The organism is Actinoplanes sp. URMC 104 (genome assembly GCF_051386375.1).
Classification (GTDB): Bacteria; Actinomycetota; Actinomycetes; order Mycobacteriales; family Micromonosporaceae; genus Actinoplanes.
Window position 1 is genome coordinate 203,117 of record NZ_JBPQTO010000011.1, and the last position, 25,903, is coordinate 229,019.

At 72.7% G+C, this 25,903-nt stretch carries 28 protein-coding genes; 21 read left to right on the forward strand and 7 right to left on the reverse strand.

Going from position 1 to position 25,903, the window contains the following annotated elements:
* Positions 1-9: 9 nt before the first annotated feature.
* Positions 10-1,269, reverse strand: a complete 1,260-nt coding sequence (locus tag ACSNN8_RS26715; protein ID WP_436652315.1) for a pyridoxal phosphate-dependent aminotransferase — start codon at positions 1,267-1,269, stop codon at positions 10-12.
* A gap of 258 nt (positions 1,270-1,527) precedes the next feature.
* Here ACSNN8_RS26715 and egtA point away from each other — a divergent pair, with 258 nt between their 5' ends.
* The 6 genes from egtA to ACSNN8_RS26745 all read left to right on the forward strand — a co-directional run bounded on the left by egtA (position 1,528) and on the right by ACSNN8_RS26745 (position 6,960).
* Positions 1,528-2,736, forward strand: a complete 1,209-nt coding sequence (gene egtA / locus ACSNN8_RS26720; protein WP_436655427.1) for an ergothioneine biosynthesis glutamate--cysteine ligase EgtA — start codon at positions 1,528-1,530, stop codon at positions 2,734-2,736.
* On the forward strand, positions 2,733-4,034 hold the full coding sequence (egtB, locus tag ACSNN8_RS26725) for an ergothioneine biosynthesis protein EgtB (protein WP_436652316.1): 1,302 nt from the start codon (positions 2,733-2,735) through the stop codon (positions 4,032-4,034). Before egtA ends, egtB begins: the two co-directional genes overlap by 4 nt.
* Positions 4,034-4,777: an ergothioneine biosynthesis protein EgtC gene (egtC, locus tag ACSNN8_RS26730; RefSeq protein WP_436652317.1), complete on the forward strand. Its 744-nt coding sequence runs from the start codon at positions 4,034-4,036 to the stop codon at positions 4,775-4,777. Before egtB ends, egtC begins: the two co-directional genes overlap by 1 nt.
* The gene (gene egtD, locus ACSNN8_RS26735) at positions 4,774-5,721 is read left to right on the forward strand and encodes an L-histidine N(alpha)-methyltransferase (RefSeq protein ID WP_436652318.1); all 948 of its coding nucleotides are present in this window, start codon (positions 4,774-4,776) and stop codon (positions 5,719-5,721) included. Before egtC ends, egtD begins: the two co-directional genes overlap by 4 nt.
* A 150-nt stretch (positions 5,722-5,871) precedes the next feature.
* Positions 5,872-6,060, forward strand: coding sequence for a hypothetical protein (locus tag ACSNN8_RS26740; RefSeq protein WP_436652319.1), 189 nt, complete (start codon positions 5,872-5,874; stop codon positions 6,058-6,060).
* 171 nt (positions 6,061-6,231) lie between these two features.
* Positions 6,232-6,960, forward strand: coding sequence for a G5 domain-containing protein (locus ACSNN8_RS26745; RefSeq protein ID WP_436652320.1), 729 nt, complete (start codon positions 6,232-6,234; stop codon positions 6,958-6,960).
* A gap of 124 nt (positions 6,961-7,084) precedes the next feature.
* Here ACSNN8_RS26745 and ACSNN8_RS26750 read toward each other — a convergent pair whose 3' ends face one another.
* Complete coding sequence (locus tag ACSNN8_RS26750; protein WP_436652321.1) at positions 7,085-7,483, reverse strand: HIT family protein; 399 nt, start codon at positions 7,481-7,483, stop codon at positions 7,085-7,087.
* A 47-nt stretch (positions 7,484-7,530) separates the two neighbouring features.
* Between ACSNN8_RS26750 and ACSNN8_RS26755 the strand changes: the two genes are divergently transcribed.
* Positions 7,531-9,045 (forward strand): hypothetical protein, encoded by a 1,515-nt coding sequence (locus ACSNN8_RS26755; protein WP_436652322.1) that lies wholly within the window; start codon positions 7,531-7,533, stop codon positions 9,043-9,045.
* Here ACSNN8_RS26755 and ACSNN8_RS26760 read toward each other — a convergent pair.
* On the reverse strand, positions 9,023-9,694 hold the full coding sequence (locus ACSNN8_RS26760; RefSeq protein WP_436652323.1) for a GGDEF domain-containing protein: 672 nt from the start codon (positions 9,692-9,694) through the stop codon (positions 9,023-9,025). The genes ACSNN8_RS26755 and ACSNN8_RS26760 overlap by 23 nt on opposite strands.
* 108 nt (positions 9,695-9,802) lie before the next feature.
* On the opposite strand from ACSNN8_RS26760, the gene ACSNN8_RS26765 reads away from it, so the two are divergent.
* Positions 9,803-10,606, forward strand: coding sequence for a PIG-L deacetylase family protein (locus ACSNN8_RS26765; RefSeq protein ID WP_436652324.1), 804 nt, complete (start codon positions 9,803-9,805; stop codon positions 10,604-10,606).
* Positions 10,607-10,612: 6 nt separating this feature from the next.
* A complete protein-coding gene (locus ACSNN8_RS26770; protein ID WP_436652325.1) occupies positions 10,613-11,389 on the forward strand; it encodes an isocitrate lyase/phosphoenolpyruvate mutase family protein in 777 nt (258 codons plus the stop codon).
* Between the two features lie 25 nt (positions 11,390-11,414).
* On the opposite strand, the gene ACSNN8_RS26775 is transcribed toward ACSNN8_RS26770, so the two are convergent.
* Complete coding sequence (locus ACSNN8_RS26775; protein ID WP_436655428.1) at positions 11,415-12,146, reverse strand: 3-keto-5-aminohexanoate cleavage protein; 732 nt, start codon at positions 12,144-12,146, stop codon at positions 11,415-11,417.
* Positions 12,147-12,254: 108 nt separating this feature from the next.
* On the opposite strand from ACSNN8_RS26775, the gene ACSNN8_RS26780 reads away from it, so the two are divergent.
* The 5 genes from ACSNN8_RS26780 to ACSNN8_RS26800 all read left to right on the forward strand — a co-directional run bounded on the left by ACSNN8_RS26780 (position 12,255) and on the right by ACSNN8_RS26800 (position 16,852).
* Positions 12,255-12,479, forward strand: coding sequence for a hypothetical protein (locus tag ACSNN8_RS26780; protein ID WP_436652326.1), 225 nt, complete (start codon positions 12,255-12,257; stop codon positions 12,477-12,479).
* A gap of 81 nt (positions 12,480-12,560) precedes the next feature.
* On the forward strand, positions 12,561-13,433 hold the full coding sequence (locus tag ACSNN8_RS26785; RefSeq protein ID WP_436652327.1) for a class I SAM-dependent methyltransferase: 873 nt from the start codon (positions 12,561-12,563) through the stop codon (positions 13,431-13,433).
* A 121-nt stretch (positions 13,434-13,554) separates the two neighbouring features.
* Entirely contained in the window at positions 13,555-14,439 is an 885-nt protein-coding gene (locus tag ACSNN8_RS26790) for a hypothetical protein (RefSeq protein ID WP_436652328.1), read from the forward strand.
* Complete coding sequence (locus ACSNN8_RS26795; protein WP_436652329.1) at positions 14,436-15,620, forward strand: serine hydrolase domain-containing protein; 1,185 nt, start codon at positions 14,436-14,438, stop codon at positions 15,618-15,620. The genes ACSNN8_RS26790 and ACSNN8_RS26795 overlap by 4 nt, the downstream gene beginning before the upstream one ends.
* A gap of 116 nt (positions 15,621-15,736) precedes the next feature.
* Positions 15,737-16,852 (forward strand): alpha/beta fold hydrolase, encoded by a 1,116-nt coding sequence (locus ACSNN8_RS26800; protein WP_436652330.1) that lies wholly within the window; start codon positions 15,737-15,739, stop codon positions 16,850-16,852.
* A gap of 28 nt (positions 16,853-16,880) precedes the next feature.
* Here the strand turns inward: ACSNN8_RS26800 and ACSNN8_RS26805 are convergent, their stop codons facing one another.
* Positions 16,881-17,246 carry a winged helix-turn-helix transcriptional regulator gene (locus tag ACSNN8_RS26805; RefSeq protein ID WP_436652331.1) on the reverse strand — a complete coding sequence of 122 codons (366 nt, stop codon included), beginning with the start codon at positions 17,244-17,246 and terminating at the stop codon, positions 16,881-16,883.
* Positions 17,247-17,320: 74 nt separating this feature from the next.
* Here ACSNN8_RS26805 and ACSNN8_RS26810 point away from each other — a divergent pair, with 74 nt between their 5' ends.
* Entirely contained in the window at positions 17,321-18,268 is a 948-nt protein-coding gene (locus ACSNN8_RS26810) for a zinc-binding alcohol dehydrogenase family protein (protein ID WP_436652332.1), read from the forward strand.
* Positions 18,269-18,562: 294 nt separating this feature from the next.
* Positions 18,563-19,144 carry an NIPSNAP family protein gene (locus ACSNN8_RS26815; protein WP_436652333.1) on the forward strand — a complete coding sequence of 194 codons (582 nt, stop codon included), beginning with the start codon at positions 18,563-18,565 and terminating at the stop codon, positions 19,142-19,144.
* On the opposite strand, the gene ACSNN8_RS26820 is transcribed toward ACSNN8_RS26815, so the two are convergent.
* Complete coding sequence (locus tag ACSNN8_RS26820) at positions 19,119-19,712, reverse strand: GrpB family protein (protein WP_436652334.1); 594 nt, start codon at positions 19,710-19,712, stop codon at positions 19,119-19,121. The two genes, ACSNN8_RS26815 and ACSNN8_RS26820, sit on opposite strands and share 26 nt — an antisense overlap.
* 170 nt (positions 19,713-19,882) lie before the next feature.
* Between ACSNN8_RS26820 and ACSNN8_RS26825 the strand changes: the two genes are divergently transcribed.
* Together ACSNN8_RS26825 and ACSNN8_RS26830 are read left to right on the forward strand one after the other, a co-directional pair.
* On the forward strand, positions 19,883-20,251 hold the full coding sequence (locus ACSNN8_RS26825) for a hypothetical protein (RefSeq protein ID WP_436652335.1): 369 nt from the start codon (positions 19,883-19,885) through the stop codon (positions 20,249-20,251).
* Positions 20,248-22,137, forward strand: a complete 1,890-nt coding sequence (locus ACSNN8_RS26830; protein ID WP_436652336.1) for a caspase family protein — start codon at positions 20,248-20,250, stop codon at positions 22,135-22,137. The genes ACSNN8_RS26825 and ACSNN8_RS26830 overlap by 4 nt, the downstream gene beginning before the upstream one ends.
* Positions 22,138-22,139: 2 nt before the next feature.
* On the opposite strand, the gene ACSNN8_RS26835 is transcribed toward ACSNN8_RS26830, so the two are convergent.
* Positions 22,140-22,850 carry an alpha/beta fold hydrolase gene (locus ACSNN8_RS26835; RefSeq protein WP_436652337.1) on the reverse strand — a complete coding sequence of 237 codons (711 nt, stop codon included), beginning with the start codon at positions 22,848-22,850 and terminating at the stop codon, positions 22,140-22,142.
* Between the two features lie 308 nt (positions 22,851-23,158).
* Here ACSNN8_RS26835 and ACSNN8_RS26840 point away from each other — a divergent pair, with 308 nt between their 5' ends.
* The 3 genes from ACSNN8_RS26840 (at position 23,159) to ACSNN8_RS26850 (ending at position 25,810) form a co-directional block, all read left to right on the forward strand.
* On the forward strand, positions 23,159-24,421 hold the full coding sequence (locus ACSNN8_RS26840; protein ID WP_436652338.1) for an SGNH/GDSL hydrolase family protein: 1,263 nt from the start codon (positions 23,159-23,161) through the stop codon (positions 24,419-24,421).
* A gap of 318 nt (positions 24,422-24,739) precedes the next feature.
* Positions 24,740-25,144 carry an NUDIX domain-containing protein gene (locus tag ACSNN8_RS26845; protein WP_436652339.1) on the forward strand — a complete coding sequence of 135 codons (405 nt, stop codon included), beginning with the start codon at positions 24,740-24,742 and terminating at the stop codon, positions 25,142-25,144.
* Between the two features lie 159 nt (positions 25,145-25,303).
* Complete coding sequence (locus ACSNN8_RS26850) at positions 25,304-25,810, forward strand: NUDIX domain-containing protein (protein WP_436652340.1); 507 nt, start codon at positions 25,304-25,306, stop codon at positions 25,808-25,810.
* Positions 25,811-25,903 lie beyond the last annotated feature (93 nt).

The following is a 25,903-nucleotide window of genomic DNA, read 5'->3' on the forward strand; positions in this document are numbered from 1 at the left end:
ACCGGCTGTCTACGCGTTGGCGGCGCGCCGGGCCGTGTATTCCGTACTGCGCCGGGACGGGTACGGGATGAGGTTGTCCGGCGCCTCGTCGAGGGTGCTGCCCCAGCCTCGGCGGCTCTCGGCGGGCGGCTCCTCCTCGTAGGAGCGCACCCGGAACTGGCGGCCGTAGTCCATCATGCCGTCGATAAGCCGGTCGACGTCGCGGGCCGGACGCACCACCAGCCGCATGAACTGGCTCGTCATGCCGAGCTTGTTGCCGCACTCGCGGGTGTAGACGCCGTGGTTGGCCACCAGGTAGTCGCGCAAGGCCACGCCCGACCACTCGGTGGGCAGCTTGACCAGGATGAAGTTGCCCTGCGAGGGGAAGACGGTGAGCCCGGGGATGCGCGCCAGCTCGCCGGCCATCGAGCGGCGGTCGCGGCTGAGCAGCCGCAGGCTCTCCTCGTACGCCTCCTCGTGTTCCTGGATCATGAACACGACCTTCTCGGCGAGCGAGTTGAGGTTCCACTTGGGCAGCGCCTTGCCTATCCTGCCGGCGATGGCCGGGTTGGCCATCAGGTAGCCGAAGCGGATGCCGTGCAGGCCGAAGTTCTTGCCCAGGCTCTTGAGCACGACCGCGTTGGGCCGGATGACCGCGTCCGGGCCGACCGACGGGTACTGCTCGAGGTCGGAGAAGTCGATGAACGACTCGTCGACGACGACCAGGTCGAGGTCGCCGAGCATGTCCATGAACCGGATGACGTCGCGGCGCGGCAGGTAGCAGCCGTCGGGGTTGTTGACGTTGCAGACCACGGCGACGCGCGAGCCGCGGTCGCGGATGAAGCGCACGTAGTCGTCGAGGTTGAGCCGGAAGCCGTCGCGCTCCTGCAGCGGGAACATGTCGACCCGCTTGCCGGTCTCGAGCGGCTGGTCGGTCCACCGGCCGAACGTGGGGATCGGGATGGCCACGCTCTCCTTGATGAGCAGATGGTCGATCCAGGTGATCAGCTCGGTGGAGCCGTTGGCCATCGCGACGGTCTGCGGGTGCAGGCCCAGCACGCTGCACAGCTTCTTGGTGATGCTGGCCGAGTCGCTCGGGTAGTACTTCAGGATGTTCCTGAGGTCGCGGCTGAGCTCGTCGAACATCTCCGGCGTCGGGAAGTACGGGTTGCAGGGGATGCAGAAGTCGACGATCTCGACCCCGTCGCCGGCGCTGCGCGACAGGTCGAAGTACGACGCGCTGTGCGCTCCCTTGTGCAGGATCGAGGTGTCGATTCCGGTCCCCGCCATCGCAGCTCCCATTCCTCGAAGGGCTTTGCCGCGTGTCAGTACGGGGTCGATCGCCGCGCGGTTCAGGATCCTCCCAGGTAATCGCGTTTGCGCAGGTCAGTGACGTTTGCCAGATTAGCGGAAGGTTAACCGCGCTCGCGTGACCCAGATCACTGCGGCGCGTCCGCGCAGGTCGACAGTCGTCCACGGTGGACCGGGACGCCGGAACACCGTGAAAGTGTCGGACCCGCGTTCTAGGTTCGGCACATGGCCAAAAGCATGCGTTTGGTGACGGATGGTGACCTCGGCACGGCCGACGTCCTCCGCACCCAGAGCGAGGTGGAGGCGCGGATCCGCGCCATCTGCTTCAAGACCGGACCGCCGTCGCTGATCGGCGCGGAACTGGAATGGACCCTGCACGACCAGGCGGCGCCGTCGGCGCCGCTGCGGGCCGAGACGCTGCGGCGGGCGCTCGGCCGCCACACCCCGGCGACGCTCGGCTCGCCGCACCCGCCCGCTCCCCTCCCCGCCGGCGGCACGGTCACCGTCGAGCCCGGCGGGCAGATCGAGATCTCCTCCGCCCCGGCGCGCTCGCTGCGCGCGCTGCACGCGGCCGTCGAGACCGACCGGGCCCACCTGTCCGGCCTGCTCGCCGAGGCGGGGCTCGTGCTCGGCGAGCACGGCATCGACCCGCACCGCGCGCCCCACCGGCTGGTGCGCACCGCCCGCTACGACGCCATGGAGCAGTCGTTCGACAGCCGCGGGCCCGACGGCCGCGTGATGATGTGCAGCACCGCCGGGCTGCAGGTCTGCCTCGACGCGGGCACCCCGGCCGAGCTGCCCACCCGCTGGGCCGCCGTCTCGGCGCTCGGCCCGCCGCTGCTCGCCGCGTTCGCCACCGCCCGCCGGCACGCCGGGCGCGACACCGGGCTGGCCTCGGCGCGCATGGCCGCCTGGTGGGCGATGGACCCGCGGCTCACTCACCCCGTCGGCGACCCGGTCACCTCCGACCCGGCCGGCGCGTGGGTGCGCTACGCGCTCGCCGCCCCGCTCACCTGCGTGCGCCGCGACGGCGGCTGCTGGGACGCGCCGCCCGGCGCGACGCTGGGCGACTGGGCCCGCGGCCGGCTGCCGCTGCCGCTCACCGTGGCCGACGTCGACTACCACCTGAGCACGCTGTTCCCGCCCGTGCGCCCGCGCGGCTACCTCGAGGTGCGCTACCTCGACGCCCAGCCCGGCGCCGACTGGATCGTGCCGGTCGCCGTGCTCGCCACCCTGCTGGCCGACCCGGCCACCACCGGCGCCGCCCTCGACCTGGCGCTGCCCACCGCCGGCCGCTGGGTGCCGGCCTTCACCGCCGGGCTCGGCGATGCCGCGCTGCGCCGCACCGCCACCGCCGTGCTCGAGCTGGCCGCCGGCCGGGCCGAGCCGGGCCTGCGCCACACCATCGAACGGCGGCTCGCCGCCGCCACCGGGGAGCCGACATGACCATCGAGACCGACCGGCTGCGCGACCGCGTGGCCGCCGAACTGCTGCGCGCCCGCGAGCGCACCGCCCTGCTCACCGAGGCCGTCGACGAGGACGACCTGACCCGTCAGCACTCGCCGCTCATGTCGCCGCTGGTGTGGGACCTCGCCCACGTCGGCAGCCAGGAGGAGCTCTGGCTGGTGCGCGACGTGGGCGGCCGCGAGCCGCTGCGCCCCGACATCGACGAGCTCTACGACGCGTTCAAGCACGCCCGCCGCGACCGCTCGGCGCTGCCGCTGCTCACCCCGGCCGAGGCCCGGCGCTACGTGGCGCAGGTCCGCGACAAGGCCCTCGACGTGCTCGACCGGGCCCCGATCGACGGCGGCCGCCGCCTGGTCGCCGACGGGTTCGCGTTCGGCATGATCGTCCAGCACGAGCAGCAGCACGATGAGACGATGCTCGCGACCCACCAGCTGCGCGCGGGCGCGCCGGTGCTGTCCGCAGCGCCCCCGCCGGCGGCGGCCTCGGTCGTCTCCGGCGAGGTGCTCGTGCCCGCGGGGCCGTTCACCATGGGCACCGACACCGAGGCCTGGGCGCTCGACAACGAGCGGCCGGCGCACCAGGTGTTCGTGCCGGCCTTCCACATCGACCGGGCCGCGGTGACGAATGCGGCGTACGCGGCGTTCATCGACGCCGGCGGCTACGACGACCCCCGCTGGTGGAGCGCGGCCGGGTGGGAGCACCGCCAGGCGGCCGGGCTCACCGCGCCCGCGCACTGGCAGCGCGACGGCGACGGGTGGGCGGCCACGACGTTCGGCCGCACCGCGCCGATCGTGCCCGACGAGCCCGTGGTGCACGTCGGCTTCCACGAGGCCTCGGCCTACGCGGCCTGGGCCGGCAAGCGGCTGCCCACCGAGGCGGAGTGGGAGAAAGCCGCCCGCTGGGACCCGGCGACCGGGCGCTCGCGGCGCTTCCCGTGGGGCGACGAGCCACCCTCGGCCCGGCACGCCAACCTCGGCCAGCAGCACCTGCGCCCGGCGCCCGCGGGCGCGTTCCCCGACGGCGCCTCGCCGCTGGGCGTCCACCAGCTCATCGGCGACGTGTGGGAGTGGACGTCCAGCGACTTCCACGGCTATCCCGGCTTCGCCGCGTTCCCCTACCGCGAGTACTCCGAGGTGTTCTTCGGCCCCGACTACAAGGTGCTGCGCGGCGGCTCGTTCGGCACCGACCGATCGGCGATCCGGGGCACGTTCCGCAACTGGGACTACCCGATCCGGCGGCAGATCTTCAGCGGCTTCCGCTGCGCGCGGGACGCCTGATGTGCCGCCACCTGGCCTACCTCGGGCCCCCGGTGCCGCTGTCGGCGCTGCTGTTCGAGCCGCCGCACTCGCTGTGCCACCAGTCGTGGGCGCCGCGCGACATGCGCGGCGGCGGCACCATCAACGCGGACGGGTTCGGCGTGGGCTGGCACACGGAGGACGGCCCGGTGCGGTACCGCCGGGCCACCCCGCTGTGGAGCGACACCACGCTGCCGGGTCTGGCCGCCACGATCCGGTCGGGCGCCGTGCTGGCCGCGGTGCGCAGCGCGACCGTCGGCATGCCGGTCACCGAGGGCGCCGCCGCGCCGTTCGCCGAGGGCCGGTGGTTGTTCAGCCACAACGGCAAGGTCGCGGGCTGGCCCGGCTCGGTCGCCAAGCTCGCGTCCACGCTGCCGCCGGTCGACCTGCTCACGCTCGACGCCCCGACCGACGCGGCGCTGCTGTGGGCGCTGGTCCGCGACCGGCTGCGCCGCGGCACGGGCCCGGGCGAGGCGATCGCCGGCACGGTCGCCGAGGTGGCGGCCGCCGCGCCCGGCTCGCGGCTCAACCTGCTGCTCACCGACGGGTCGTCCGTCGTGGCCAGCACGTACGGCCACGCCCTGTCGCTGCGCCGCGGCCCAGGCTCCGTGCTGGTCAGCTCGGAGCCGCTCGACGACGACCCGTCCTGGCAGGCCGTGGCCGACCGCACCCTGGTGGTCGCCACGGCCGGCGCCGTGCACCAGATCCCGTTGGGAGAAGCATGAAGGTCCTCCTCGACGCCGCCACCCAGGAGGCCGCGCTGCGCGCCGACGTGGTCGCCGGCCTCACCGCCGCCCGCAAGTGGCTGCCGCCCAAGTGGTTCTACGACGCCCGCGGCAGCGAGCTGTTCGAGCGGATCACCGAGCTGCCCGAGTACTACCCGACCCGCGCCGAACGCGCGGTGCTCACCGCCCACGCCGCCGACGTCGCCCGGCACACCGGCGCCCGCACGCTCGTCGAGCTGGGCTCGGGCTACTCCACCAAGACCCGGCTGCTGCTCGAGGCGCTCCCGCTGACGTCGTTCGTGGCGATGGACGTGTCCCCGACCGCCCTCGAGGCCGCCGCCGAGCGCATCGCCGCGGACCATCCGCACCTGCGGGTGGACTCCGTCGTCGGCGACTTCACCCAGCACCTCGGGCACCTGCCGGGCGGCCCCGGCCGCCTGGTCGCCTTCCTGGGCGGCACGATCGGCAACTTCGAGCCCGCCGACCGGGCCCGCTTCCTGGCCGGCGTCCGCGCCGCGCTGGAGCCCGGCGAGCACCTGCTGCTCGGCACCGACCTGGTGAAGAGCCCGCGCGTGCTGGTCCCCGCCTACGACGACGCCGCCGGGGTGACCGCCGAGTTCAACAAGAACGTGCTGCGGGTGCTCAACCGGCATCTGGACGCCGACTTCGACCTCGACGGCTTCACCCACGTGGCTCTCTGGGACGCCGACCACGAGTGGATCGAGATGCGCCTCCGGGCGCGCTGGCCCATGCGCGTCACCGTGCCCGCCGTCAACCTGGTCGTCGAGTTCACCACCGGAGAGGAGTTGCGCACCGAGATCTCCGCCAAGTTCCGCCGCGAGGGAGTCGAGAAGGAGCTCACCGAGGCGGGCTTCACCCTCGACCACTGGTGGACCGACCCCGAGGGCCGTTTCGCCTTGTCCCTGGCCCGCGCCCGCTCCTGACACCCCACGGGGCGGGCGCCGCCCGCGCCCGCCCCTCCGGGCCGCTCCCCTTACGCGGGCATGTCACGCAACGGGACTCATCGGCCCCACCGGTCGCCGGTTCGGTCGACCAGCCGCTTCGACGTGTCGGCTCGCCTACTCTGATTCGACGTGGACGAGGAGTCGATGCGCGACGATCCGCTCAAGCACCAGCGATTCGACGAACTCGCCGCCGGCCGGTATCTGCGCCCTGTGGTCGCCGCCCAGCGCGCCTATCTGCGGGCTGCGGTCGCGGAGCCGCAAGCCGGCGAACGCGACCACTGGACCATGTCCTGCCTCCCACCGACGACGCCCGTCTGACCACCCCTGTCGGGCTGCGCTACGAAGGTGCAACGGCGAGCCCGGCAAAGGTCGCCGACCTGTTCGTCGCGGTGCGCCGCAAAGAGGCGTACGGCATTCGGCTCTTTCGATCGAGGGGTGGTCGGCCGGAAAGCGGATACCCCCGCTCAACCGGACGCCGAGACTGGCTCGGTGACATATCAGACACCGATGTGGCCGGGGCAGCCGCCGAAGCGGGCGGGGTTCTGGCAGCGTCTTTCGCCGGTTCAGCGGGCCGGCCTGGTGGTGGCCGCGCTGATCCTGCCCTGTTGCGGTGGCCTCGCCGTGATCGGCGCCGTGACGGGCGGGGACGCCAAGACGGAGACGGTCACCGGCGCGGGCAACAACCTCGCGGAGGTCGAGCCGCTCGGCACCACGGCGGCCGCACCGACCAGCCCGACGGCGGTGGAGGCGACGCCGGAGAGCACGGCGGCTTTGGCGCCGGCGAGCGCGGCGGCCACAACTGCGGCGGTCGTCAGGAAGACGCTCACCGAGCAGGCGCGGATCCCGTACAAGACCCGGCGCGTCGAGGACGACAGCCTGGCGGAGGGCAAGACGCGGGTGCGGACCAAGGGCGTCGCGGGAATCAGGACCATCACGTACGAGGTGACCTACACCGGCGGGCGGGTCACCGCGCGGCGGGTGGTCCGCACGGTGGTGACGCGCAAGCCGGTCACGAAGGTGGTCGCGGTCGGCACCAGGAGCGAGCCGAAGAGCGAGTGCGACCCCAACTACAGCGGCTGCGTGCCGATCGCGAGCGACGTGGACTGCGCCGGCGGCGACGGCAACGGCCCCGAGTACGTGTCCGGCCCGATCCGGGTGATCGGCGACGACCCGTACGACCTGGACCGCGACGGCGACGGCATCGCCTGCGACAAGTAGGCCGTCACCGGCGAACCCGCGTCCGCAAGCGCTTGCCGCCCTGCGCCGACGAACCGGCCAACGAATGACCGCGCCGGGTGAGGAAACGGGGATCTCGGTGAGAGGGAGCCGGCGGGCGGCGGGGTCAGTGGGCCAGGGCGGCGAGGATGCGCTTGTGGTCCTCGTCGAGACGCTCGGCGGCCACGTTGGCGTCGGCTCGGGCGAAGTCGAAGTCGGCCATCTCCCACGCGGGGAACACGTGGACGTGGGCGTGCGGCACCTCGAAGCCGGCCACGACGAGGCCGACGCGCGGGGAGCCGTACACCTGCTTGAGGGCGGCCCCGATGCGGTGGCTGACGGTCATCACGTGACCGAGCAGATCGGCGGGCAGGTCGGTCCACTCGTCGATCTCCTCGCGCGGCACGACCAGGGTGTGGCCGGGGGTCAGCGGCGCGATGGTGAGGAAAGCGGCCACCCGGTCGTCGGACCACACGATCCGGCCGGGGATGTCGCCGTTGATGATCTGCGTGAAGATGGTGGCCATCGCCGTCCTCGTGGAGTCGTCGGGCAGTCCCCTGGCAGAGTAACGGGATGGACCTCGACACCGGCGCCGGACTCCTGCACCGCCTCACGTCCTACACCGCGGGCCGCGACTGGGACGTGCCGCCCGACGACCCGCGCGTGCGGCACGACCTGACGCCCAACGACCCCGGGACGGTCCCGCCGCCGATCAAGGCCTATCCGGACACGTTGCCCCGGGTCGCGCTTCCCCGCGAGCTGCCGGATCCGGGTGTGCCGGCGACGGCCGTACTGTCGGGAAGGGCCTTACCCGCTCAGCCTTTTGACGCCGCGCAGCTCGGCCGCGTGTTGTTCCTCGGCGCCGGCGTGGTCCGGACGACCGAGCGCAACGGCCGCCGCCTGCTGTTCCGTGCCGCCGGCTCCGCGGGGGCGAGATTCCCCCTGGAGGCGTACGCGGTGACGCGCGGGGTGGCCGGCGTCGAGGACGGCGTCCACTGGTACGACCCGGTCGCCCACGCCCTCGTCCACATCGGCCCGGCGGCGCGGGGTGACGCCACCACGATCGTCGTCACCGGCGTCCCTTGGCGCACCGGCTGGCGCTACGCCGAGCGCGGCTTCCGCCACCTCTACTGGGACGCCGGCACCCTGCTCGCCCAGCTCGAGGCGGCCTCCGCCGCTGCGGGCCTCGACCCGCGGCTGCGCACCGACTTCCCCGACGCCGAGGTCCGCGACCTGGTCGGCGCCGACGGCGTCCACGAGTTCCCGCTCGCGCTGCTGACCTTCGGCGCCGGCGTCCCGGCCGTGTCCCCCACCGGCCCGGCCGCCGCCGGCGACCTGCCGCCCGTCGAGTTCCCGCTGGTCACCACCGCCCAGCGAGCCGGCGACCGCACCACCCTCGGCGCCCCCTGGCCGATCGGCGACGAGGTGGCCGCGCCCGGCGACCCGAGTTCGACCGGCAACAACACGGCCGCGCCCGGCGACTGGAAGCCGGCCGACGACGAGGTAACGGCACTCGCGCAGGCGGAGACGCTGGATGCGGTCATCCGCAGGCGCGGCTCGCAGCGGCGCATGGACCGCGACCGGACACTCCCCCGCCGGCACCTGGACTGGCCGCTGGCGGCCGCCCTGCGCGGCATCGACGTGCCGCACTGGGTGGCGGTGCACGGCGTGGACGACGCCGAGCCGGGTCTCTACCGCTGGCCCGACCTCGAGAAACCGCTTACCACCGGCAACCTCCGCGCGGAGCTGGAGAGGATCTCCGTGGGCCAGTCGCTGTCGGCGGAGGCGGCGTACGTCGTCATCGCGGCCGTCCGCAACGACGGCCTGGACGATCGCTCCTACCGCGCCGCGCAGCTCGCCGCCGGGCTGGTCGAGGGCCGGCTGCACCTCGCCGCGTACGCCGTCGGCGCGAGCGCTACCGGCATGACGTTCCTCGACTCCGAACTGCCCGCCTTCCTGGGCGAGCCGGACGACCTGATCACGCTGCTGTTCACCTGCGTGGGCGTCCCGGAGTACCGGTCCCGCCCCGGCGGCGCGCCCGGCGATCCGGTCGAGGTCCGCACGGTCATGCCGCGATTGGTGGAGTGACCTCGCGCTCGGCGGGCTCGTGCCACACCGCCCAGCGGGTCTCGGGGCCGACGCGCTTGGCGCGCTGCATCGCCAGCTCGGCGCGGTGCACGAGCTCGTCGTGGCCGAGCTCGCCGGGCGCCGAGACGGCGACGCCGATGCCGGCGGTGAGCGGCACGAGGCGCCCGCCGGCCACGACGGGCGCGAGGGCCGAGGCGAGCGCGCCGGCCACCTCGTACGCCTGCTCGGGGAAGTGCAGGCCCGCGAGCACCACGGCGAACCGGTCGCCGTCGAGCCGGCACGCCAGCCCCTGCGCGGGCACGCACGAGCGCAGCACCTGGGCGAAGCCGGTGACGGCCTCCTGGCCGAGGTTCAGGTCGAGCAGCAGCACGGCGCTGAGCCGGCCGGTGCGCGCGCCGCGCAGCAGCCCGCGCGTCGACGCCGCGCGGAAGCGGGCGCCGTTGGCCAGGCCGGTCGACCCGTCGGTCCGCGCGCGTTCCAGCGCGCGCCGGCCCGCCAGCAGCACGCTGACCGCAGCGCCGCCGACGGCCAGCTCGGCCCACGGCAGGAAGCCGCTTTCCTCGAAGGCGGCGAGCAGCATCAGGCCGAGCGTCACGACGACCGCGACGAAGGGCAGGATCCGCGCGGGCCGCCGTTTCCGAGTACGCATGGTTCCCCTCACGAATGGTGCCGACCCGCCCACCATCGGACGGGCCCCGCCGCACTTGAGCAAGCGCGCGGCAAGGATTTCGCAAGCGGGGGCGCCGATCCTGCGGGCATGAAGAACTTCGGCACCGTCCTGGGCATCTGGGCCCATCCCGACGACGAGGCGTACCTCTCCGGCGGTCTCATGGCGATGGCCGCCGACCACGGCTCTCGCGTGGTCTGCGTGACCGCCACCCGCGGCGAGCACGGCACCGCGGATCCGCAGCGCTGGCCGCCCGACCGGCTGGCCGCGGAGCGCACCGGGGAGCTCGCCCGCTGCCTGGGCATTCTCGGCGTCGGCGAGCATCACTGGCTGGGCTACCGCGACGGCGGCTGCGCGCGGGTCCCGTACGGGGAGGCGGTGGGCAAGCTGGCCGCGCTGATCGGCGAGGTGCGGCCCGACACCGTGCTGACCTTCGGCCCCGACGGCAACACCGGCCACGAGGACCACCGTACGGTCGCGGCGTGGGCGGCCGCCGCCTTCGACCGGGCCGCGCCGCCGGGAGCACGCCTGCTGCAGAGCGCGGTCGGGGAACGGTGGGCCCGCCGGTGGGCGCCGCTCAACGAGGGCCTCGGCGTGTTCTGCCCCGGCTATCCCGTCGTGGTCCCCGATCGGGCGCTCACGATCGACCTGGTGCTCGACCCGGCGACGACCGGCCGCAAGGTACGCGCCCTGGCCGCGCAACGCACGCAGACCGCCGCGCTGATCGGCCGGATGGGCCGCGACCGGTACGCCGAGTGGGTGCGCGAGGAGGCCTTTGTCGAACGCGTCCCGCCGGCGCCCGCGCACGACCCGTGCCCGCGCTGCTGGTGGGACCACACCGTGGCCCGGTGGCGCTGCACCGGTGGCCGGGAAGATCGAGGTGCGGTTGGATAGGCGAGCATGAACGCCTTCCGCGAGCTGCTGTCCGCCGGCCGGGTGACCCACGTGCCGGGCGTCCACGACCCGCTGAGCGCGACGCTCGCCGTGCACGCCGGCCATCGGGCGGTGTACCTCGCGAGGGCGGCGGTGTCCGCGGTGCTGATGGGCCGCCCCGACGTCGACTACGTGCCGGCCACCCAGATCGCCGACCGCGCGGCGACCCTGCGGCCGGTCCTGGGCGGCGTGCCGCTGCTGGCCGACGCGGGCATCGGCTTCTCCGACGAGCGGGAAGCGGTGTGGACAGCGCTTTCCTACGAACGCGCCGGCATCTCGGGCATCGTCGTGCCGCGGATGTTCGACGCGCCGGGCGACCTGGCCGTCATCGCCAGGACCACCGCGTACGCCGTGGGCGGGCTCGACGCCGTGGTGGCGGACTGCCGGGCGTACGCGGCCGCGGGCGCCGACGCTGTGCTGCCCGCCGGCGTCCACGCGGCCGCCGACCTGGCGCGGCTGCGGGACGCGCTGCCCGGCGTGCCGCTGGTGCTGTCCCGCACGGAGGCGGGGGCGGCGGCGCCCGTGCTGAGCGACGCGGAGCTGGCCGCGCTCGGCGTCCGGCTGGTGCTGCATCCGCTGGCCGCGTTGCTGGCCGCCGTCCGGGCGGCCTCCCGGACGTACCGGGCGATCGCGCAGGACGGCACCGCCGACACCGTCGACCGCATGCCGTGGGCGGCGTTCACCGCCCTGAGCGAGCCGCCGTCCCCCGACGCCGGCTACGTCCCCGCGGGCCTCGACACCTGAGAACTCGCCGCGCGACACCCGTCGCTCAAGGGCGGGAGCGCAAGGCGACCGCAGCCCGGACGAGGTCGGCATTGCTAGCGGCGATGCTGCCGTCCGGCAGCAACACCGAGTCCTCGAAGCCGACCCGCGTGTCGTGCCCGCGCCGGAAGGCGTCTCGGACCAGCGGCCACGTCCAGCCGGCCGAGCCGTGCGTCAGCCGCGGGCAGGTGGACCCGGCGTCGTCGAGCAGGCCGTTGACCCGCTGCGCCACGGCCTCGGGCGGCCCCGGCAGGTGGTAAGGCTCGCCGGGGTCCAGCTCGATGCTGACCCGGCGAGCGTGCGGCAGCAGGCCCGACGCGAGCAGCCGCGGCATCTCCTCCGGCGCCCAGAGCCCGACGTCGATGCCGATCCCGCGCTCGAGCATCGCCCGCATGACCTGCTCGAAGCCGTCCTCCGACAGGTTCACCGTGGCGACGTCCACGCCCTCCCACTCGCGGATCATCGCCACCCGGTCCGCGAGCCCGGGCACGATCCAGGCGCCCGTCGTCAGTCCGATCTCGATCGCCGCGCCGGCGAGCTCGCGCACCCGGCGGCAGGTCTCGTTCACGACCACCGGGTCGAGCGTCTCCGCGCCCGAGTCGTCGCGGACGTGCAGGTGGACGCCCGTCGCGCCGGCCGCGAAGCACTCCCCCAGCTCGTCCAGCAGCTCGTCGGGCGTCACCGGCATGCGGGGGTGGACGTCCTTGCCCCACGGTCCGGTCGGGGTCACCTGAAGCATGGTCACACGCCCAACCTAGGCGCTCCCAAGATGGCCCGCCGGGGTTGCGGCGCAGGCGCAAGCTGAGGCTGCGCCCGACTCGGGGCGCCACGAGGGAACGGGGGCACCATGAACGGATTCGTACGGCGCGGGCTGATCGTGCTGGGCACCGGGACCGCGGTGGCCGGCAGCGTGCTGCTCGGCGCGAGCATCGGCGGGCCGGCGACGGCCGGCAAGGGCGCGACGGGCGCGGACAGCTCCGTCGCGGGCACCAACTGGGACGGCGCGCCGGCCACGCTCGCCGGGCCCAGTTGGGAACATCGCACGGCGTTCAAGCCGCTGCGCGCCGAGTGACGCGGACGCTCAGGATCACGGTTCCATTGCCACACGTTGATGTCTCGCCCATCGAGATGGCCGGTGCCCTACGGTGATCCGATGGCGACGGACGAGTGGACGCGGTGGCTGCTGACCCGCCGCGACGGGGGCAACGCCGAGCTGCGGGCGCAGCACGCCACCGAGCTGGATGTCTTCCGTGACGAGGTGCTCGACCGGGCCCTGCTGGGCCCGGCCGACACCGTGCTCGACGTGGGATGCGGCACCGGACTGATCGCGTTCGGAGCGCTCGAGCGGCTCGGCCCCGGCGGCCACGTCATCTTCAGCGACGTCTCCGAGGCGGGGCTCGAGGTGTGCCGCGCCCGCGCGGGCGACGACAGGCGCTGCTCTTTCGTCCACGCGCCGGCCGAGGATCTGGCGGCCGTTCCGGATTCCTCCGTCGACGTCGTCACGACCCGTTCGGTGCTCATTTATTGCGACCGTAAAGCCGACGCCTTTCGCGAGTTCTTCCGCGTTCTCAGGCCGGGCGGCCGGCTCTCCATCTTCGAGCCGATCAATCGTTTTCTGCTCGAGCACGCCGCCGACAGCCTTTTCGGGCTGCGCGATGCGGAGGTCGGCGATCTGCTCGCCAAGGTGGTCGCGGTCTATCGCGACGGCGCACGGCGCGGTGAGAACCCGATGACCGACTTCGACGAGCGCGACCTGCTGCGCTGGGCGGCCGAGGCGGGGTTCGACGGGATCGAGGTCGACTACCGGGCGCAGCTCGACGTGCCGGCCGAGCCGATCGGCGACTGGGCCGCCCGCAAGGACGTGGCGCCCAACCCGCTCGCGCCGACCTACGGCGAGGCCATCGACATGGTGCTCACGCAGGAGGAACGCGTCCGCCTCGACACGCGGATGACCGCCCTTGCCGAGACCGGGACGCCTACGCGGCGTACGCTCGCCACCGCATACCTCAGGGCCCTTCACCCGTAGAAACGTCCCCGTGCAATCATTCAACTACAGAGCGTGCGTGTCTAATGCCCGAAGTTGTAGCCCGCGAGTACTACGCACGTGCGCACTTGAAGGTCCGAGGATTAGGACCAGAATCACCTGCATGACGTACGGCAAGAACGACCTGCCCTACCCCTACTGCGCGGACTTCTCGGGCATCGTCACCCGGGTCAAGGGGGTGCGCGAGTCCACGCGTGCCGCCCTGGTCAACTCGCTGAAGGTGGCGTCGTACCTCAAGGCCGGCGCGAACCTCATCGAGCGCAACCTCGGCGCCCAGCGACCCGCGACCGCGACCGGTGACGGCCGCAAGCAGTACTGGTCGGGTCTGAGCTTCCTGACCGAGCGTGCGCTGTCGGCCGAGGTCGAGGAGCTCGAGCTGCCGTTCCTGCGGCAGAAGGGCGCGGGTCCGTACCGGTCGACGTGGGCCAGCCACGACGACTACCTCAACGACCTGCTCGCGTTCATGCTGCACGCGATCAACTACGACCCGCAGTACGGGGCCGACGTGGAGACGCGCGGCGACTGGCTGGCCACCGACGACAGCCTCGTCGACGCGGTCGACCGGTCCAGCTACCACGAGCTGATGGCGCTGTGCCGCATGCCGCTGTTCAAGCTGCAACTGATCATGGTGGCCACGGCCCACCGCAACGACGGCATCCGCAGCTCGATCGCGAACAACTACGCGGGCGCGCTCGAGCCGTGGATGAAGATCTATCAGGAGACGATCGCCGCGCGCGGCTACCAGCTGCGCCCGGGCATCACGATCCAGGAGTTCACCAACCTGCTGGCAGCGGTCACGGAGGGTCTGGCCGTCCGCCATCTGGGTGATCCGACCGTGGACATAGCCGATCACGGGCCCACCGAGAACCTGGTGGGCAAGGGGGTTCTCGGGCTGATGGCGGCCTATCTCGAGCCGATCGACGGACCTTCGGGGCTCACCCTGCGTGAAATGTTCGAACGACAGGCCGACAACGGGGGTCCGACATGACGAGTACGACCGAGAGGCCTGTCGCCCACCGGGAGCCATCCTGGTGGGACAGGCAGGGCGACCTGATCATGCGCCGGCCGTTCAACGAGTGGACGTTCACCCACATGAACTGGCTGATGCCGACCGAACGGGTCGCCCGCGGCACCACCTCGCTCCCCTTTCCCGTCGAGCCCGAGCCGCTCGACCTGACCTACCGCTTCGAGGACCGCGACCACACCCTGGCCGAGCTGCACCGGCGCACGTTCACGACCGCGTTCGTCGTGGTGCACCGCGGGGTGATCGTCCACGAGGCGTACCCGGGCGCCTTCGCCGGCCCGCGCTCGCGCATGCAGCTGTTCTCACTGTCCAAGTCGGTGACCTCGATCCTGGTCGGCATCGCGCTCGACGCCGGGCTGATCGGCAGCGAGAAGGACCGCATCACCGACTACCGGCCGGACTTCCTCGGTACGGCGTACGAGGAGAACACGATCGCCGAGCTGCTCGACATGACCACCGGCGTGGGCGACCTCGAGACGTGGGAGGTGCCGAACAGCGGCATCAAGCAGTTCGAACAGACCATCATGGGCGGCGGTAACCTCGCCGACGTGGTCCGCGCGGCAACGCGGACCGCACCGGCCGGCGACCGCTTCAACTACTCGACCTTCGACACGCAGGTGCTGGGCTGGGTGCTCGAGGCGGCCACCGGGCAGTCCCTGGCCACGTACGCCTCCGAGCAGCTCTGGAGCAGGCTGGGCTGCGACCGGGACGCGTACTACTGGCTCACCCGGGGCCGCCCGCGCACCGCGATCGGCGGCGGCTCGCTCAACGCGACCGCCCGCGACATGGCCCGCATCGGCGTGCTCATGGCCAACGACGGCGTCGTGAACGGCGAGCAGATCGTGCCGCAGGACTGGGTGCGCCGCAGCCGCGGCAACGACCGGCCGCAGCTCGCCGTGGGCGCGCTCGGCCCCAGCGGGTACTCCCACTACGGGTACGCGAACCAGTGGTGGACGCTCGGCACGGAGTGCTTCAACGCCTTCACCGGGCTCGGGGTGCACGGTCAGTACCTGTACGTCGACCCGGACGCCGAGGTCGTCATCGTGAAGTGCAGCGCCTGGCCCACCCAGGACGACGAGCGCCGCGACGCCGAGACCGTCGCCGCGCTGCGCCGCGTGGCCGATCACCTGGCCTGCACCCGCTAGTCCTCCCCCACGCACCGCCCTCCACCGGCAGCACCACCTTGTCCGGACCTGGCCGCCCTGGCCAGGTCCGGCGCCTTTCCCTGCTCTCCTTTTCTCTTCCCCGAAAGGAAGAATCGATGAGTCCTGCCCTGAGAAGGCAGCTTCCCGCGGCTTTGCTGTCCATTGTGGTCGCCCTTTCCGCCGCCCTTCTGTCGGGGAATCCGGCCCGCGCCGCGCTTCTGTCCGGCGCGGTTCTCTCCAGTTCCGCGGCGGCCCTTCCGGCCGAATTGGCGCCACTGGCGAACGGCAAGCGGATCTCGTACGTCTCGACGAACGTGAACGGTGTCGTCGTCACCGCGACGGGCCTGGTCCTCACGCCGAAGACCGGCAAGAACAACAAGATCGTCGTGTGGGGGCACGGCACCACCGGGCTGGCCGACCAGTGCGCGCCCTCGACGAGCCAGGCGGTGTTCTGGCCCGAGGCCCGCGCCGCGATCGCCGAGCTGCTGGCGCGCGGCTGGACGGTCACCGCCCCCGACTACCCCGGCCTGGGCACCGCGCTGCCCCACCCGTACCTGGTGGGCGCCAGCGAGGGCCGCTCCATGATCGACAGCGTGAAGGCGGCCCGCAACCTCGACGCCTCGCTCGGCACCCAGTACGCGATCGACGGCCACTCGCAGGGCGGCCAGGGCGCGCTGTTCGCCAATGAGCTGGCTGCCGCCTACGACGGCCCGCTCACGCTGCGCGGCGTCGCGGCCATCGCGCCGGTGTCCAACGCCGACCTGTTCGCGCCGCTCATCCCCGGCACGCCCGCGCAGGGCTACCTGGTGATGGCGCTGTACGGCCTGCAGGCCGTGGACCCGACCGTCAACCCGGTCACGCTGCTCGCCCCGCCGGCCCGGCAGCGCACGGGCGTGCTGCAGACCGGCTGCCTCTACCAGATCCTCGAGGCGTACGAGTCGCTGACCGCCCAGCAGCTGCTGGTCGGCGGCGCCCTGCCGCAGTCGGTGATCACGAAGCTGTCCCGCTACGCGAACCCGGCGCAGAAGCCGTCGACCGCGCCGATCCTGCTGGTGCAGGGCACCGCGGACGAGGCGGTGCCGTACGTCATCACCGCCGGCCCGCTGCTGACCCAGCTCGGCGCGTACAGCCAGCCGGTGGAGTTCGTCGAGCTGGACGGCGCCACCCACGACGGCGCGGTCTTCCAGAGCACCACCACGGTGGCGAACTGGATCGCGGCCCGCTTCGCCTGACAGCGGCCGCCGACCAGCGGGCCTGTCGCTACGGCGCCGACCGCGCGCCGCCCTCCGCCGGGAACCGGTCGATGTTCGCCACGACCCAGTGGCGGAGGGCGGCGAGCGGGCCGCAGGCGTCCTTGCCGAGCGCGGTCAGCGCGTACTCGACGTGCAGCGGGACGCTCGGATAGACCGTACGGTCGACCAGCCCTTGATCCTCGAGGCGGCGCAGTGTGGCGGTGAGCACCTTGGGGCTGACCCCGTCGAGGCGCTCGCGCAGCGCGCCGAAGCGCCGCGGGCCGTCCTCCAGCGCGCCCAGCGCGAGCGCGCTCCACTTGTTGGCCAGCAGATCCAGCACCTGGCGGCACGGGCAGGAGGCGTCGTACACGTCGTGCTTGCGGTCGCATGTCACGCGGCCACCGTAGTACCCGAAGGGAACCAATGGCCGTTGACGGTAACTAGGGTCACCGAAATACCGTCGCGGCCATGAGCAACCTGATGCACGCGATCACCGCCCGCGACAACACCCTGGTCGACATCGAGGTGCCGGTGCCCGAGCCCGGCGAGCACGACCTGCTCGTGCGGGTGCGCGCGGTCTCGGTCAACCCGGTCGACGTCAAGGTCCGCGCCAGTGGCGCCTCGCGGATCCTGGGCTACGACGCGGCGGGCGTCGTCGAGCGGGTCGGCGCCGCCGTGACGCTGTTCCGGCCGGGCGACGAGGTCTGGTACGCCGGGTCGATCGATCGCCCCGGCACCAACGCCGAGCTGCACCTGGTCGACGAGCGGATCGTCGCCCGCAAGCCGGCGTCGCTCGACTTCGCCGCGGCCGCCGCGCTGCCGCTGACCGCGCTGACCGCGTGGGAGTCGCTGTTCGACCGCCTGCGCCTGACCGCCGGCAGCACCGGCCGCCTGCTCGTGCTCGGCGCCGCGGGCGGCGTCGGCTCGATCCTCGTGCAGATGGCCCGGCAGCTCACCGGGCTCGAGATCGTCGGCACCGCCTCACGGCCCGAGTCCCGGCAGTACGTGCTGGACCGCGGCGCCCACGAGGTCGTGGCCCACGACGCGCTGCCCGACGGCGTCGACTACGTCTTCAGCCCGCACTCGGCCGGCATGGTCGCCACGTTCGCCCGCATCCTGCGCCCGTACGGCGCCGTCGTCGCCATCGACGAGCCGGAGGGCCTCGACCTGGTCGCCCTCAAGTCCAAGAGCATCGCCTGGCACTGGGAGCTGATGTTCACCCGGGCCCTGTACGACCCGGAGAGCACCGCCCAGCACGAGATCCTCGACCGGGTCGCCGGCCTGGTCGACAAGGGCGTCCTGCACACCACGCTGACGAGGCGCATCGACGGCATCAACGCCGCCACGCTGCGCGAGGCGCACGCCTTGCAGGAATCCGGCTCGGCGATCGGCAAGACCGTCCTCGTCGGCTTCTGACCCGCTCGCGGGCCGTCGCGCCTTGACGCGGACGCGGCTGTAACCAAAGCTGTTGCATTATGGCGCCTGGCCCGGCCGCCGTCCGGCATCACGATGCTCGACGTGTACGCGGCGGTGGAGCCGGCGCGGCTGTTCGCCCTGCACGCCACCGAGCCCAACCTGCAGTGCCCCGTCGGCCGCGGCATCCGCCCCGTGCTCGACGCCGCCTACGGCGGGGCCCGAGCAGGCCGTCCGCCGCGAGCTCGCGCAGACCACGATCGCCGACGTGCTGCGCCACACCTTGGAGGCCCCGGCATGACCCACACCGTGGTGGAACTGCGCCAGTACACGCTGCGCCCCGGCCGGCGCGACGAGCTGATCGAGCTGTTCGACCGCGAGTTCGTCGAGACGCAGGAGGCCACCGGGATGACGGTGGTGGGCCAGTTCCGCGACCTCGACGACCCCGACCGGTTCGTGTGGCTGCGCAGCTTCCCCGACATGCGGGCGCGCAAGGCCTCGCTCGAGGCCTTCTACGGCGGCCCGGTCTGGAAGCGCCACAGCGCCGCCGCCAACGCGACCATGCTGGACAGCGACGACGTCCTGCTGCTGCGGCCCGTTCCCGGCCGGCCCGGCTTCCCGTCCGGCGGCCCCGGCGGCGGACCGATCACGGCCACGGTGCTGCTCGGCGAGAACACGTCGTTTCCCCCGACCGGCCCGGACGCGTTCGGCTTCCTGCGGACCGAGCACGCCGAGAACACTTTCCCCGCCCTGCCCGTCCGCACGGGCGAGAACGCGCTGGTCTGGTTCACGCGCGGCCCCGCGCCGCTCACCCCCGCCGCCGGCGTCCGCGGGCAGCAGCTGCGGCTGTCGCCTACTGCCCGCTCCCGCCTGCGCTGAAGATGCGCGCGAAGATCTGGTCGATGACGTCGCACTTGGCCAGGTTGTAGTCGCCCGCCTCGGCCGCCAGCCGCCTCTTCTCGGCCTCGTAGAGCTCGCGGTCCTCCGGGTGCGCGCGCAGCCAGTCCCGGAAGAGCCGGTGCCGGACGGGTTCCGGCGCGCCCCGCGGCCACACGTGCAGGTTGATGTCCTCGTCACCGCCGACCAGCATGCGGTGCCCGTGCCACCACGGCTCCCGCAGCACCAGCCGGTACCCGATCGCCTCCAGCGCCGGCACGAACCGCGACTCGTCCGCCGTGTCGCCGACGAGCAGGTCGATGTCCACGATGGGCTTGGCCGCCAGCCCCGGCACCGACGTCGACCCCACGTGCTCGATGCCCAGCACCGCGTCCCCCAGCGCCCCTTCGATCGCGGCGCGCGCGGCCTCGTACCGTCCGGCCCAGGCCGAGTCGTGCTCCGCGATCACGATGTGCGCCCAGCGTTTCGGCCGCTCCCCCACCAGGCCGGACGCATTCTGCTCCGGCGTACCGAGGAACCGTTCCACGACCTCGCGCGGATAACCGCTCATGCCCCACCTCCGGAAAATAGGAAGTCGGCCAGACTAACCAGCCGCCCGCGAACACACCAGGCAATAATCCGCATTCGTTCGTCCGACCGGATGAGGCGTCCTGCGAACGAAGTGACTACGGTCTTTGTGACATTCATCGGATAACGATCAACGGCCGGGCGGAGTGGTCCATGGAGCCAGTGAAGATCGATGTCCGTGTCGTGGTTCCCGGAGCCGATGCCGAAAGCGTGCAGGACCTGGCCTTCGACCTGCGCCGCGCGATCCTCGACACCGACGTCGACGACGTCCGGCCGGCCACCGCGCACGCGGCGCCGGCCGGCGCGAAGTCCGGCACGGCACTCACCGTCGGCGCGTTGGTGGTCACGCTGGCCCCCACCGTGATGGAGGGCCTCATGGCGGTGGTCGCGTCCTGGCTGAGCCGCCAGCCGAGGGACGTCGAGATCGAAGTGGACGGCACGCGGTTCCGGGGACCGGTGACCCGGCAGCAGCGGGACGAGTTGGTGAAGGCCTACCTGCACCGGCTCGAGCGCGAGCCGTGACCGGCGGCCCGCCGAGACGGGCGCTGCTGCTCGGGTGCAGCACGTTCGCCGACCCGTCGCTGGCCCGGCTGCGGTCACCGCGCAAGGACGTCGAGGAGCTGGCGCGGTTGCTGCGCGACCCCGACCACTGCCGCTACGAGGTGGCCACCGAGGTCGACTGCTCCAGCCAGCGCGCCCGCCGGGAGATCGAGAGCTTCTTCGCGGACGCCGCGTTCGGTGACGCGATGAACCTGCTGTACCTCTCGTGTCACGGCGTGCAGGACCGGCAGGGCCGGCTCTACTTCGCGTTCACCGACACGGAATGCGATCTTCTGGGATCGACCGCCGTGTCCGCCGAATGGGTGCGGGAATGCGTGCACAACAGCCGCTCCCGGGCCACGCTGATCCTCGTCGACTGCTGTTTCAGCGGCGGGTTCATCAAGGGCATGCAGGCCCGGTCGGCCGGCCCGAACGTCGAGGCGCTCGTGCAGGACATGCCGCGCGGAACGGGCCTCGCCGTCCTCACCGCGTCCGGCGACACCGAGGCCAGCTTCGAGGACGCCGAGGCGGCCGACGTCCGCCCGTCCTACTTCACCGACGCATTGATCAGCGGCATATCGTCCGGTGCGGCCGACCGTGACCGGGACGGCCGGGTCACGGTGGACGAGCTCTACGACCACATCTACGAGGAGGTCGTCAGCGGCCCGTCGCCCCAGCGCCCGCGGCGCCTCGGCGTCGGCGAGGGCGTGCTGGTGGTCGCCGACGCCCCGGCCACGACGCCGCAGGCCGCCGACGTGCGACCCACGCGGATGCTGGCCCACGGCGTCCAGGGCTGGGTGTCGTTCGACGGCGAGGCGGTGGTCATCGGCCGGCTCACTCTCACCAACCGGCCGAAGGGTGAGCACCGGTTCGAGGTGAGCCGGCTGTCCGGGGTGGTGGTCAAGCCCGCGACCCGGATGCAGCAGGGGTTCCTCCAGCTGGTGGTGCGGAACGCGCCGGCGGTGGCGTCGCAGCACAGCACGCTCGACTTCGGCAAGCCCGCCAACGACGACATGGCCCGGCTCCGGGACGCGATCCAGGCCGCGATCGACGCGGCACACGGCCGGCACCCGCCGGAACCCGAGCCCGTGATCACGAGCCCCGCGCCGCCGGTCGACGCCGCTCCGGGCGTGGTCGCGCCCGCGGGGCCGCCGCCCCCCGGTCCGGCGCCCGCCATGCCCCCGGACCCGCGGGAGGATCGGCGCAGCGGGGAGCGCGACGGGGAACGGGTCGCGAGGGTCGTGCCGATGGCTGCGCTCGACGGGCTGGCGGTGTGCCAGTTCGACGTCGTCCGCTGGCTGGCCCCGTGGCGTCAGTACTGGGCTCAGAACCTCGGCCGCCCCGACAACGTGCCCGCTTGGCTGCCCCGCGTCGCCCAGCACGCCGGGGGGCATGCCGCCCCGCCGGGCACCACCGCGTCCACCTTCTTCCCGTCCGCGTCCTACCTGGTCGGCTTCTGCGCCGGCATGCGAGCCACCTGGGACCGGGCGGCCGCGGGTCACCTGTTCCCCGCCGACCGCGCCACGTTCGCCGGCTGGATGGCTTACCCCACCGACTGGCTGGCGCTGGGCAGGCCGTTCGCCGAGGCGACCATCGACGACCTCACCGAAGCCCGTCGGCGGGTCCGGCGCAAGAAGGCCGGACGGCGGGCGCTGCGGGCCGTCCTCTGGACGGCCGCGAGTCTGTTCCTCGTGTTGGAGATCGCCGCGATCGGCGTCACCGTCCAGGGAGACTGGACGGACGCGGAGGGACAGCCGATCGGCGACCCCGTGGCGGTGGCGATCGCGGCCAACCTCATGTTCCTGGTTCCGCTCGCCGTCCTCGTCCTGCTGATCGTGCTGGACCTGCGCCGGTCGCGCCGCGGGTAGCGTCAGCCGGTCAGCAGGGGCAGGACGGCGGACGGCTGCTCGACGTGCGCGTTGTGTCCCAGGCCGGGCAGGTCGACGTGCTCGGCGGGCAGCTCGGCGAGCTGGGCGGCGCTGACCATCGGGTCGTGCTCGCCGCGGGCCAGCACGACCGGCACCGGCGCGGCGGCGAGCAGGGCGGCCACACCGGGCTCGCCGACGGCGAACGCACGCTGGTCGAACGCGGGCCGCCACCCCTCGGCGGTCCGCACCACGGCGGCGTCGGGCGCCTGCTCGGTCAGCCCGTCCAGGCCGGCCACGCGCAGGTGCCGCCGCGCCGCCTCCTCCCGCGTCGCGACGATCGGCGCCGGACGCTGCGCGAGCGCGGCCGCCTTCGCGAGGTCCTCGGCCGTCCACCGGACCTTGATCCCGACGCCCACCACGCGGCGCACGCCGGGCCGAGCGGCGAGGTGCAGGCCGAGGACGCCGCCCAGCGAATGGCCGACGATCACCGTGCCGCGCGGGTCGATCAGGCCGGCGACGGCCGCCGCCAGGCCGGCGAACGTGTACGACTGCAGCGCCGCCGAGCCGCCGTGCCCGGGCAGGTCCGGCGCCGCCCACGTGCCGTCCAGCAGCCGGGTGAGCCCGTTCCAGACGTCGGCGGTCGCGCCGAGCCCGTGCAGCAACAGGATCGTCGGCCCGCCCGTGCCTCCGGCGAGCACCCGCAGATCGCTCATGCGCTCAGCATCACACGGATCGCCGTGGCACTTCCGGACCGATCGCCCGGGCGGCCCGGCCGCCGGTGATGACCTTCCGGTCGCGGCGTCCCCGTCGACCGGCTCACCCGGCGCCGCCGAACACCCGATCCGGCCCGTCCGGCCGCCGCCCGGCGAGGCCGTCCGCGCCGGTTCCCGTCGCAGGTCAGCGGCCCGCTCGGGAACCGTCCGCCGCGGTGTGAGGTGCGGCACGAGCCGCGCTCACTGTCAGGAAGCTCCCAGCCGACGGGTCACCGTAAGGGGTGAGGGGCTCCAGTACCGTGGGCGCGGTGAACTGGACCAGGAAGACGACGATCACGGTCGCGGCAGTGGTGGCGGTCCTCGTCGTCGCGGTGGTCGTGTTCGTGCAGCGCGGCAACGACGACGGGCCGGTCACGGCCTCCCCCACCGGGCAGGCAAGCGCGCAGCCGAGCGCACAGCCGAGCGCCACCGGAACGCCCTGGACGGGCACCTGGGCGGTGGCCGTGCAGAACGGCGGCCCGGCGTTCGAGCGTCAGACGGTCCGGCAGATCATCCGCACCAGCATCGGCGGCGACGTCGTCCGGGTGCGGCTCTCCAACGAGTTCGGCAGCGACCCGCTGGTGGTCAGCGCCGTCCACCTGGCCCAGCACCTGAACGGCAGCACTGTGGACGCCTCGACGAACGCACACGTGACGTTCGGCGGCAACGACTCGGTGACCGTCCCGGCCGGCCAGACGGCCGTCAGCGACCCGGCCGACTTCACGCTCCCGGCCGGCGGCGACGTCGCGGTCAGCGCCTACGTGCCGCAGCGCATCGGCTCGGCCACCCAGCACGCGTTCGCGAACCGGCACAACTACGTCGCCGCGGGCAACCAGGCCGCCAAGGCGTCGCTGTCGGGCGCCCGGACGTTCGACAACTACGCGTTCCTGGCCGGCGTCGACGTGCAGAACCCGCAGTCCGAGGGCGCGGTCGTCGCGCTCGGCGCCTCGATCACCGACGGGTTCGACTCCACGTTCGGCGAGAACCGGCGCTGGCCCGACCAGCTCGCGCGGCGGCTGATCGCGGCGGGCCGGAACGTGGGCGTGCTCAACGCGGGCATCAGCGGCAACCAGCTCACCAAGGACGGCGCGGGCCAGAGCGCGCTCAACCGCTTCGACCGCGACGTGCTGGCCCAGACCGGCGTGAAGTGGGTGGTGTTCTCGGACGCGGCGATCAACGACCTCGGCGACGGCAACCCGCCCAGCGGCGAGCAGCTGATCGCGGCGCTGCAGCAGCTCATCCAGCGCAGCCACGACGCCGGCATCAAGATTTTCTGCGCGACGCTGACCCCGTACGAGGGCACCGACTACTGGAGCGAGCAGGGCGAGGCCGGCCGCGACGCGGTGAACGACTTCATCAAGGCCGACGGCAGCGGCTGCGACGCCGTGATCGACCTGGACGCCGCCACCCACGACACCGCCGACCCGACCCGCTACAACGCCCGCTACGACTCCGGCGACCACCTGCACCCCAACGACGCCGGCATGGAGGCCATCGCCGCCGCCGTCGACCTGGAGCTGTTCCGCTCCTGAGCCCCTGACCCGTGGCTCGCCACGGCGTCGACGGGGCCACACTCCGCGCCGACATCGACGCGCTGAGCGCCTTGGAGGGCCGACGACGTGCGGTCCATCCGCAAGCGGAGCCACGGGTCGACAAGACCCAGCGGCGAAGTCGGGATGCACAGAACCGCAAGGGCCAGGCCGACCCCTTTCCAGGTCGGGTTCAAGGTGCTGCCCCGCCGGTGGATCGTGGAACGCTCACGCCGCCTGATCAACCCGGCATCCGGAGACGCGCGCGGATCGTGGCAGTTGCGGACGTTCTTGTCGGAGGGCCGTGCAAAAATCCCGCCCATGCCCGAGATCGTCACCGCAGCGCTGGTTCGCGAAGGCCAAGTCCTGCTCGTCCACCGAAGCCCGAACAAACGTGTCTACCCGAACGTGTGGGATCTGGCCGGTGGGCACATCGATTCAGGCGAGACGGAGTTGGCTGCGCTCGCGAGGGAGGTACACGAGGAACTAGGCGTGCAGATAGCAACAGGCTCGGCGATCCACCTGTGCCGGCTGGAGATAGGGCGCGCAGAGGAATCGGTGTGCTTGAACGCCTGGATCGTCAGCGGGTGGGAAGGGACACCGACAAACACCGCTCCCGATGAACATGACGAAATCCGTTGGTTCTGGCCGGAGGAGTTGCCCCCGCTCGCCCACGAACCCGTACGCACGGCGTTGATGGAAGCCATGCGGGGCGCTCGCGCCTGACCGTCAACGCGTCGCCTCCTCGTCGGATCCGGGCCGCGCCGCGGTCCAAGCGATCGTCTCAGCCGAGATCCCCCGTTTCAGAGTCATCGCTCGATCTCTTGGTTGATAGTGTGCGGCGGTGCCGATCATCATCAGTCTCGCTACCGCGTCCGATGTGCCATGACGCCGGACCTGCGACATGCCGTCCGCGCGATCATCCTGGATGAGGACGACCGCATTCTGCTCTGCCGGTTCGACTCTCCGCACCCGGCGGTACCCGAACAAGCGAAGGCAGTCTGGGCGGCACCAGGTGGCGGCATAGAACCCGGCGAGGACCCGCTGACGGCCCTGCGCCGGGAACTGCGGGAGGAGACCGGTCTGGCGGTCACCGCCGATCCCCCGCACATCTGGCACCAGGAAGTCTCGGCCGCCGACCATCCGCAGGCCTCCGGCGGCATCATCAACGACTACTTCCTTGTCCGCGCGAACAACTTCCAGCCCCGCGGCGACCTGACGGACGACCAACTCGCCGCCGAGGAGAACTTGGGCGCCTTCCGCTGGTGGCAGCTCTCGGAGATCGCCGACCATGCGGGATCTGAGCTGTTCTCACCCCGCGACCTCACTACCCCCTTGACAGCGCTGCTCACTGCGGGAATTCCGGATCGGCCGGCCCAACTCGGCCTCTAGCAAATCTCCAGGTGCGCAGATCGCAGGCATACGACTCGAGTCCGCCGATCCACGCAAGGCGGGAGTTCTGGACGCAGAGACATCTCAGCGGCA

Coding starts and splice junctions, on each gene's coding strand:
- ACSNN8_RS26715 (WP_436652315.1), bottom strand. CDS start 1,269: ATGGCGGGGACCGGAATCGACACCTCGATCCTGCACAAGGGAGCGCAC.
- egtA (WP_436655427.1), top strand. CDS start 1,528: ATGCGTTTGGTGACGGATGGTGACCTCGGCACGGCCGACGTCCTCCGC.
- egtB (WP_436652316.1), top strand. CDS start 2,733: ATGACCATCGAGACCGACCGGCTGCGCGACCGCGTGGCCGCCGAACTG.
- egtC (WP_436652317.1), top strand. CDS start 4,034: ATGTGCCGCCACCTGGCCTACCTCGGGCCCCCGGTGCCGCTGTCGGCG.
- egtD (WP_436652318.1), top strand. CDS start 4,774: ATGAAGGTCCTCCTCGACGCCGCCACCCAGGAGGCCGCGCTGCGCGCC.
- ACSNN8_RS26750 (WP_436652321.1), bottom strand. CDS start 7,483: ATGGCCACCATCTTCACGCAGATCATCAACGGCGACATCCCCGGCCGG.
- ACSNN8_RS26755 (WP_436652322.1), top strand. CDS start 7,531: ATGGACCTCGACACCGGCGCCGGACTCCTGCACCGCCTCACGTCCTAC.
- ACSNN8_RS26760 (WP_436652323.1), bottom strand. CDS start 9,694: ATGCGTACTCGGAAACGGCGGCCCGCGCGGATCCTGCCCTTCGTCGCG.
- ACSNN8_RS26765 (WP_436652324.1), top strand. CDS start 9,803: ATGAAGAACTTCGGCACCGTCCTGGGCATCTGGGCCCATCCCGACGAC.
- ACSNN8_RS26770 (WP_436652325.1), top strand. CDS start 10,613: ATGAACGCCTTCCGCGAGCTGCTGTCCGCCGGCCGGGTGACCCACGTG.
- ACSNN8_RS26775 (WP_436655428.1), bottom strand. CDS start 12,146: ATGCTTCAGGTGACCCCGACCGGACCGTGGGGCAAGGACGTCCACCCC.
- ACSNN8_RS26780 (WP_436652326.1), top strand. CDS start 12,255: ATGAACGGATTCGTACGGCGCGGGCTGATCGTGCTGGGCACCGGGACC.
- ACSNN8_RS26785 (WP_436652327.1), top strand. CDS start 12,561: ATGGCGACGGACGAGTGGACGCGGTGGCTGCTGACCCGCCGCGACGGG.
- ACSNN8_RS26790 (WP_436652328.1), top strand. CDS start 13,555: ATGACGTACGGCAAGAACGACCTGCCCTACCCCTACTGCGCGGACTTC.
- ACSNN8_RS26795 (WP_436652329.1), top strand. CDS start 14,436: ATGACGAGTACGACCGAGAGGCCTGTCGCCCACCGGGAGCCATCCTGG.
- ACSNN8_RS26800 (WP_436652330.1), top strand. CDS start 15,737: ATGAGTCCTGCCCTGAGAAGGCAGCTTCCCGCGGCTTTGCTGTCCATT.
- ACSNN8_RS26810 (WP_436652332.1), top strand. CDS start 17,321: ATGAGCAACCTGATGCACGCGATCACCGCCCGCGACAACACCCTGGTC.
- ACSNN8_RS26815 (WP_436652333.1), top strand. CDS start 18,563: ATGACCCACACCGTGGTGGAACTGCGCCAGTACACGCTGCGCCCCGGC.
- ACSNN8_RS26820 (WP_436652334.1), bottom strand. CDS start 19,712: ATGAGCGGTTATCCGCGCGAGGTCGTGGAACGGTTCCTCGGTACGCCG.
- ACSNN8_RS26825 (WP_436652335.1), top strand. CDS start 19,883: ATGGAGCCAGTGAAGATCGATGTCCGTGTCGTGGTTCCCGGAGCCGAT.
- ACSNN8_RS26835 (WP_436652337.1), bottom strand. CDS start 22,850: ATGAGCGATCTGCGGGTGCTCGCCGGAGGCACGGGCGGGCCGACGATC.
- ACSNN8_RS26845 (WP_436652339.1), top strand. CDS start 24,740: ATGCCCGAGATCGTCACCGCAGCGCTGGTTCGCGAAGGCCAAGTCCTG.
- ACSNN8_RS26850 (WP_436652340.1), top strand. CDS start 25,304: ATGACGCCGGACCTGCGACATGCCGTCCGCGCGATCATCCTGGATGAG.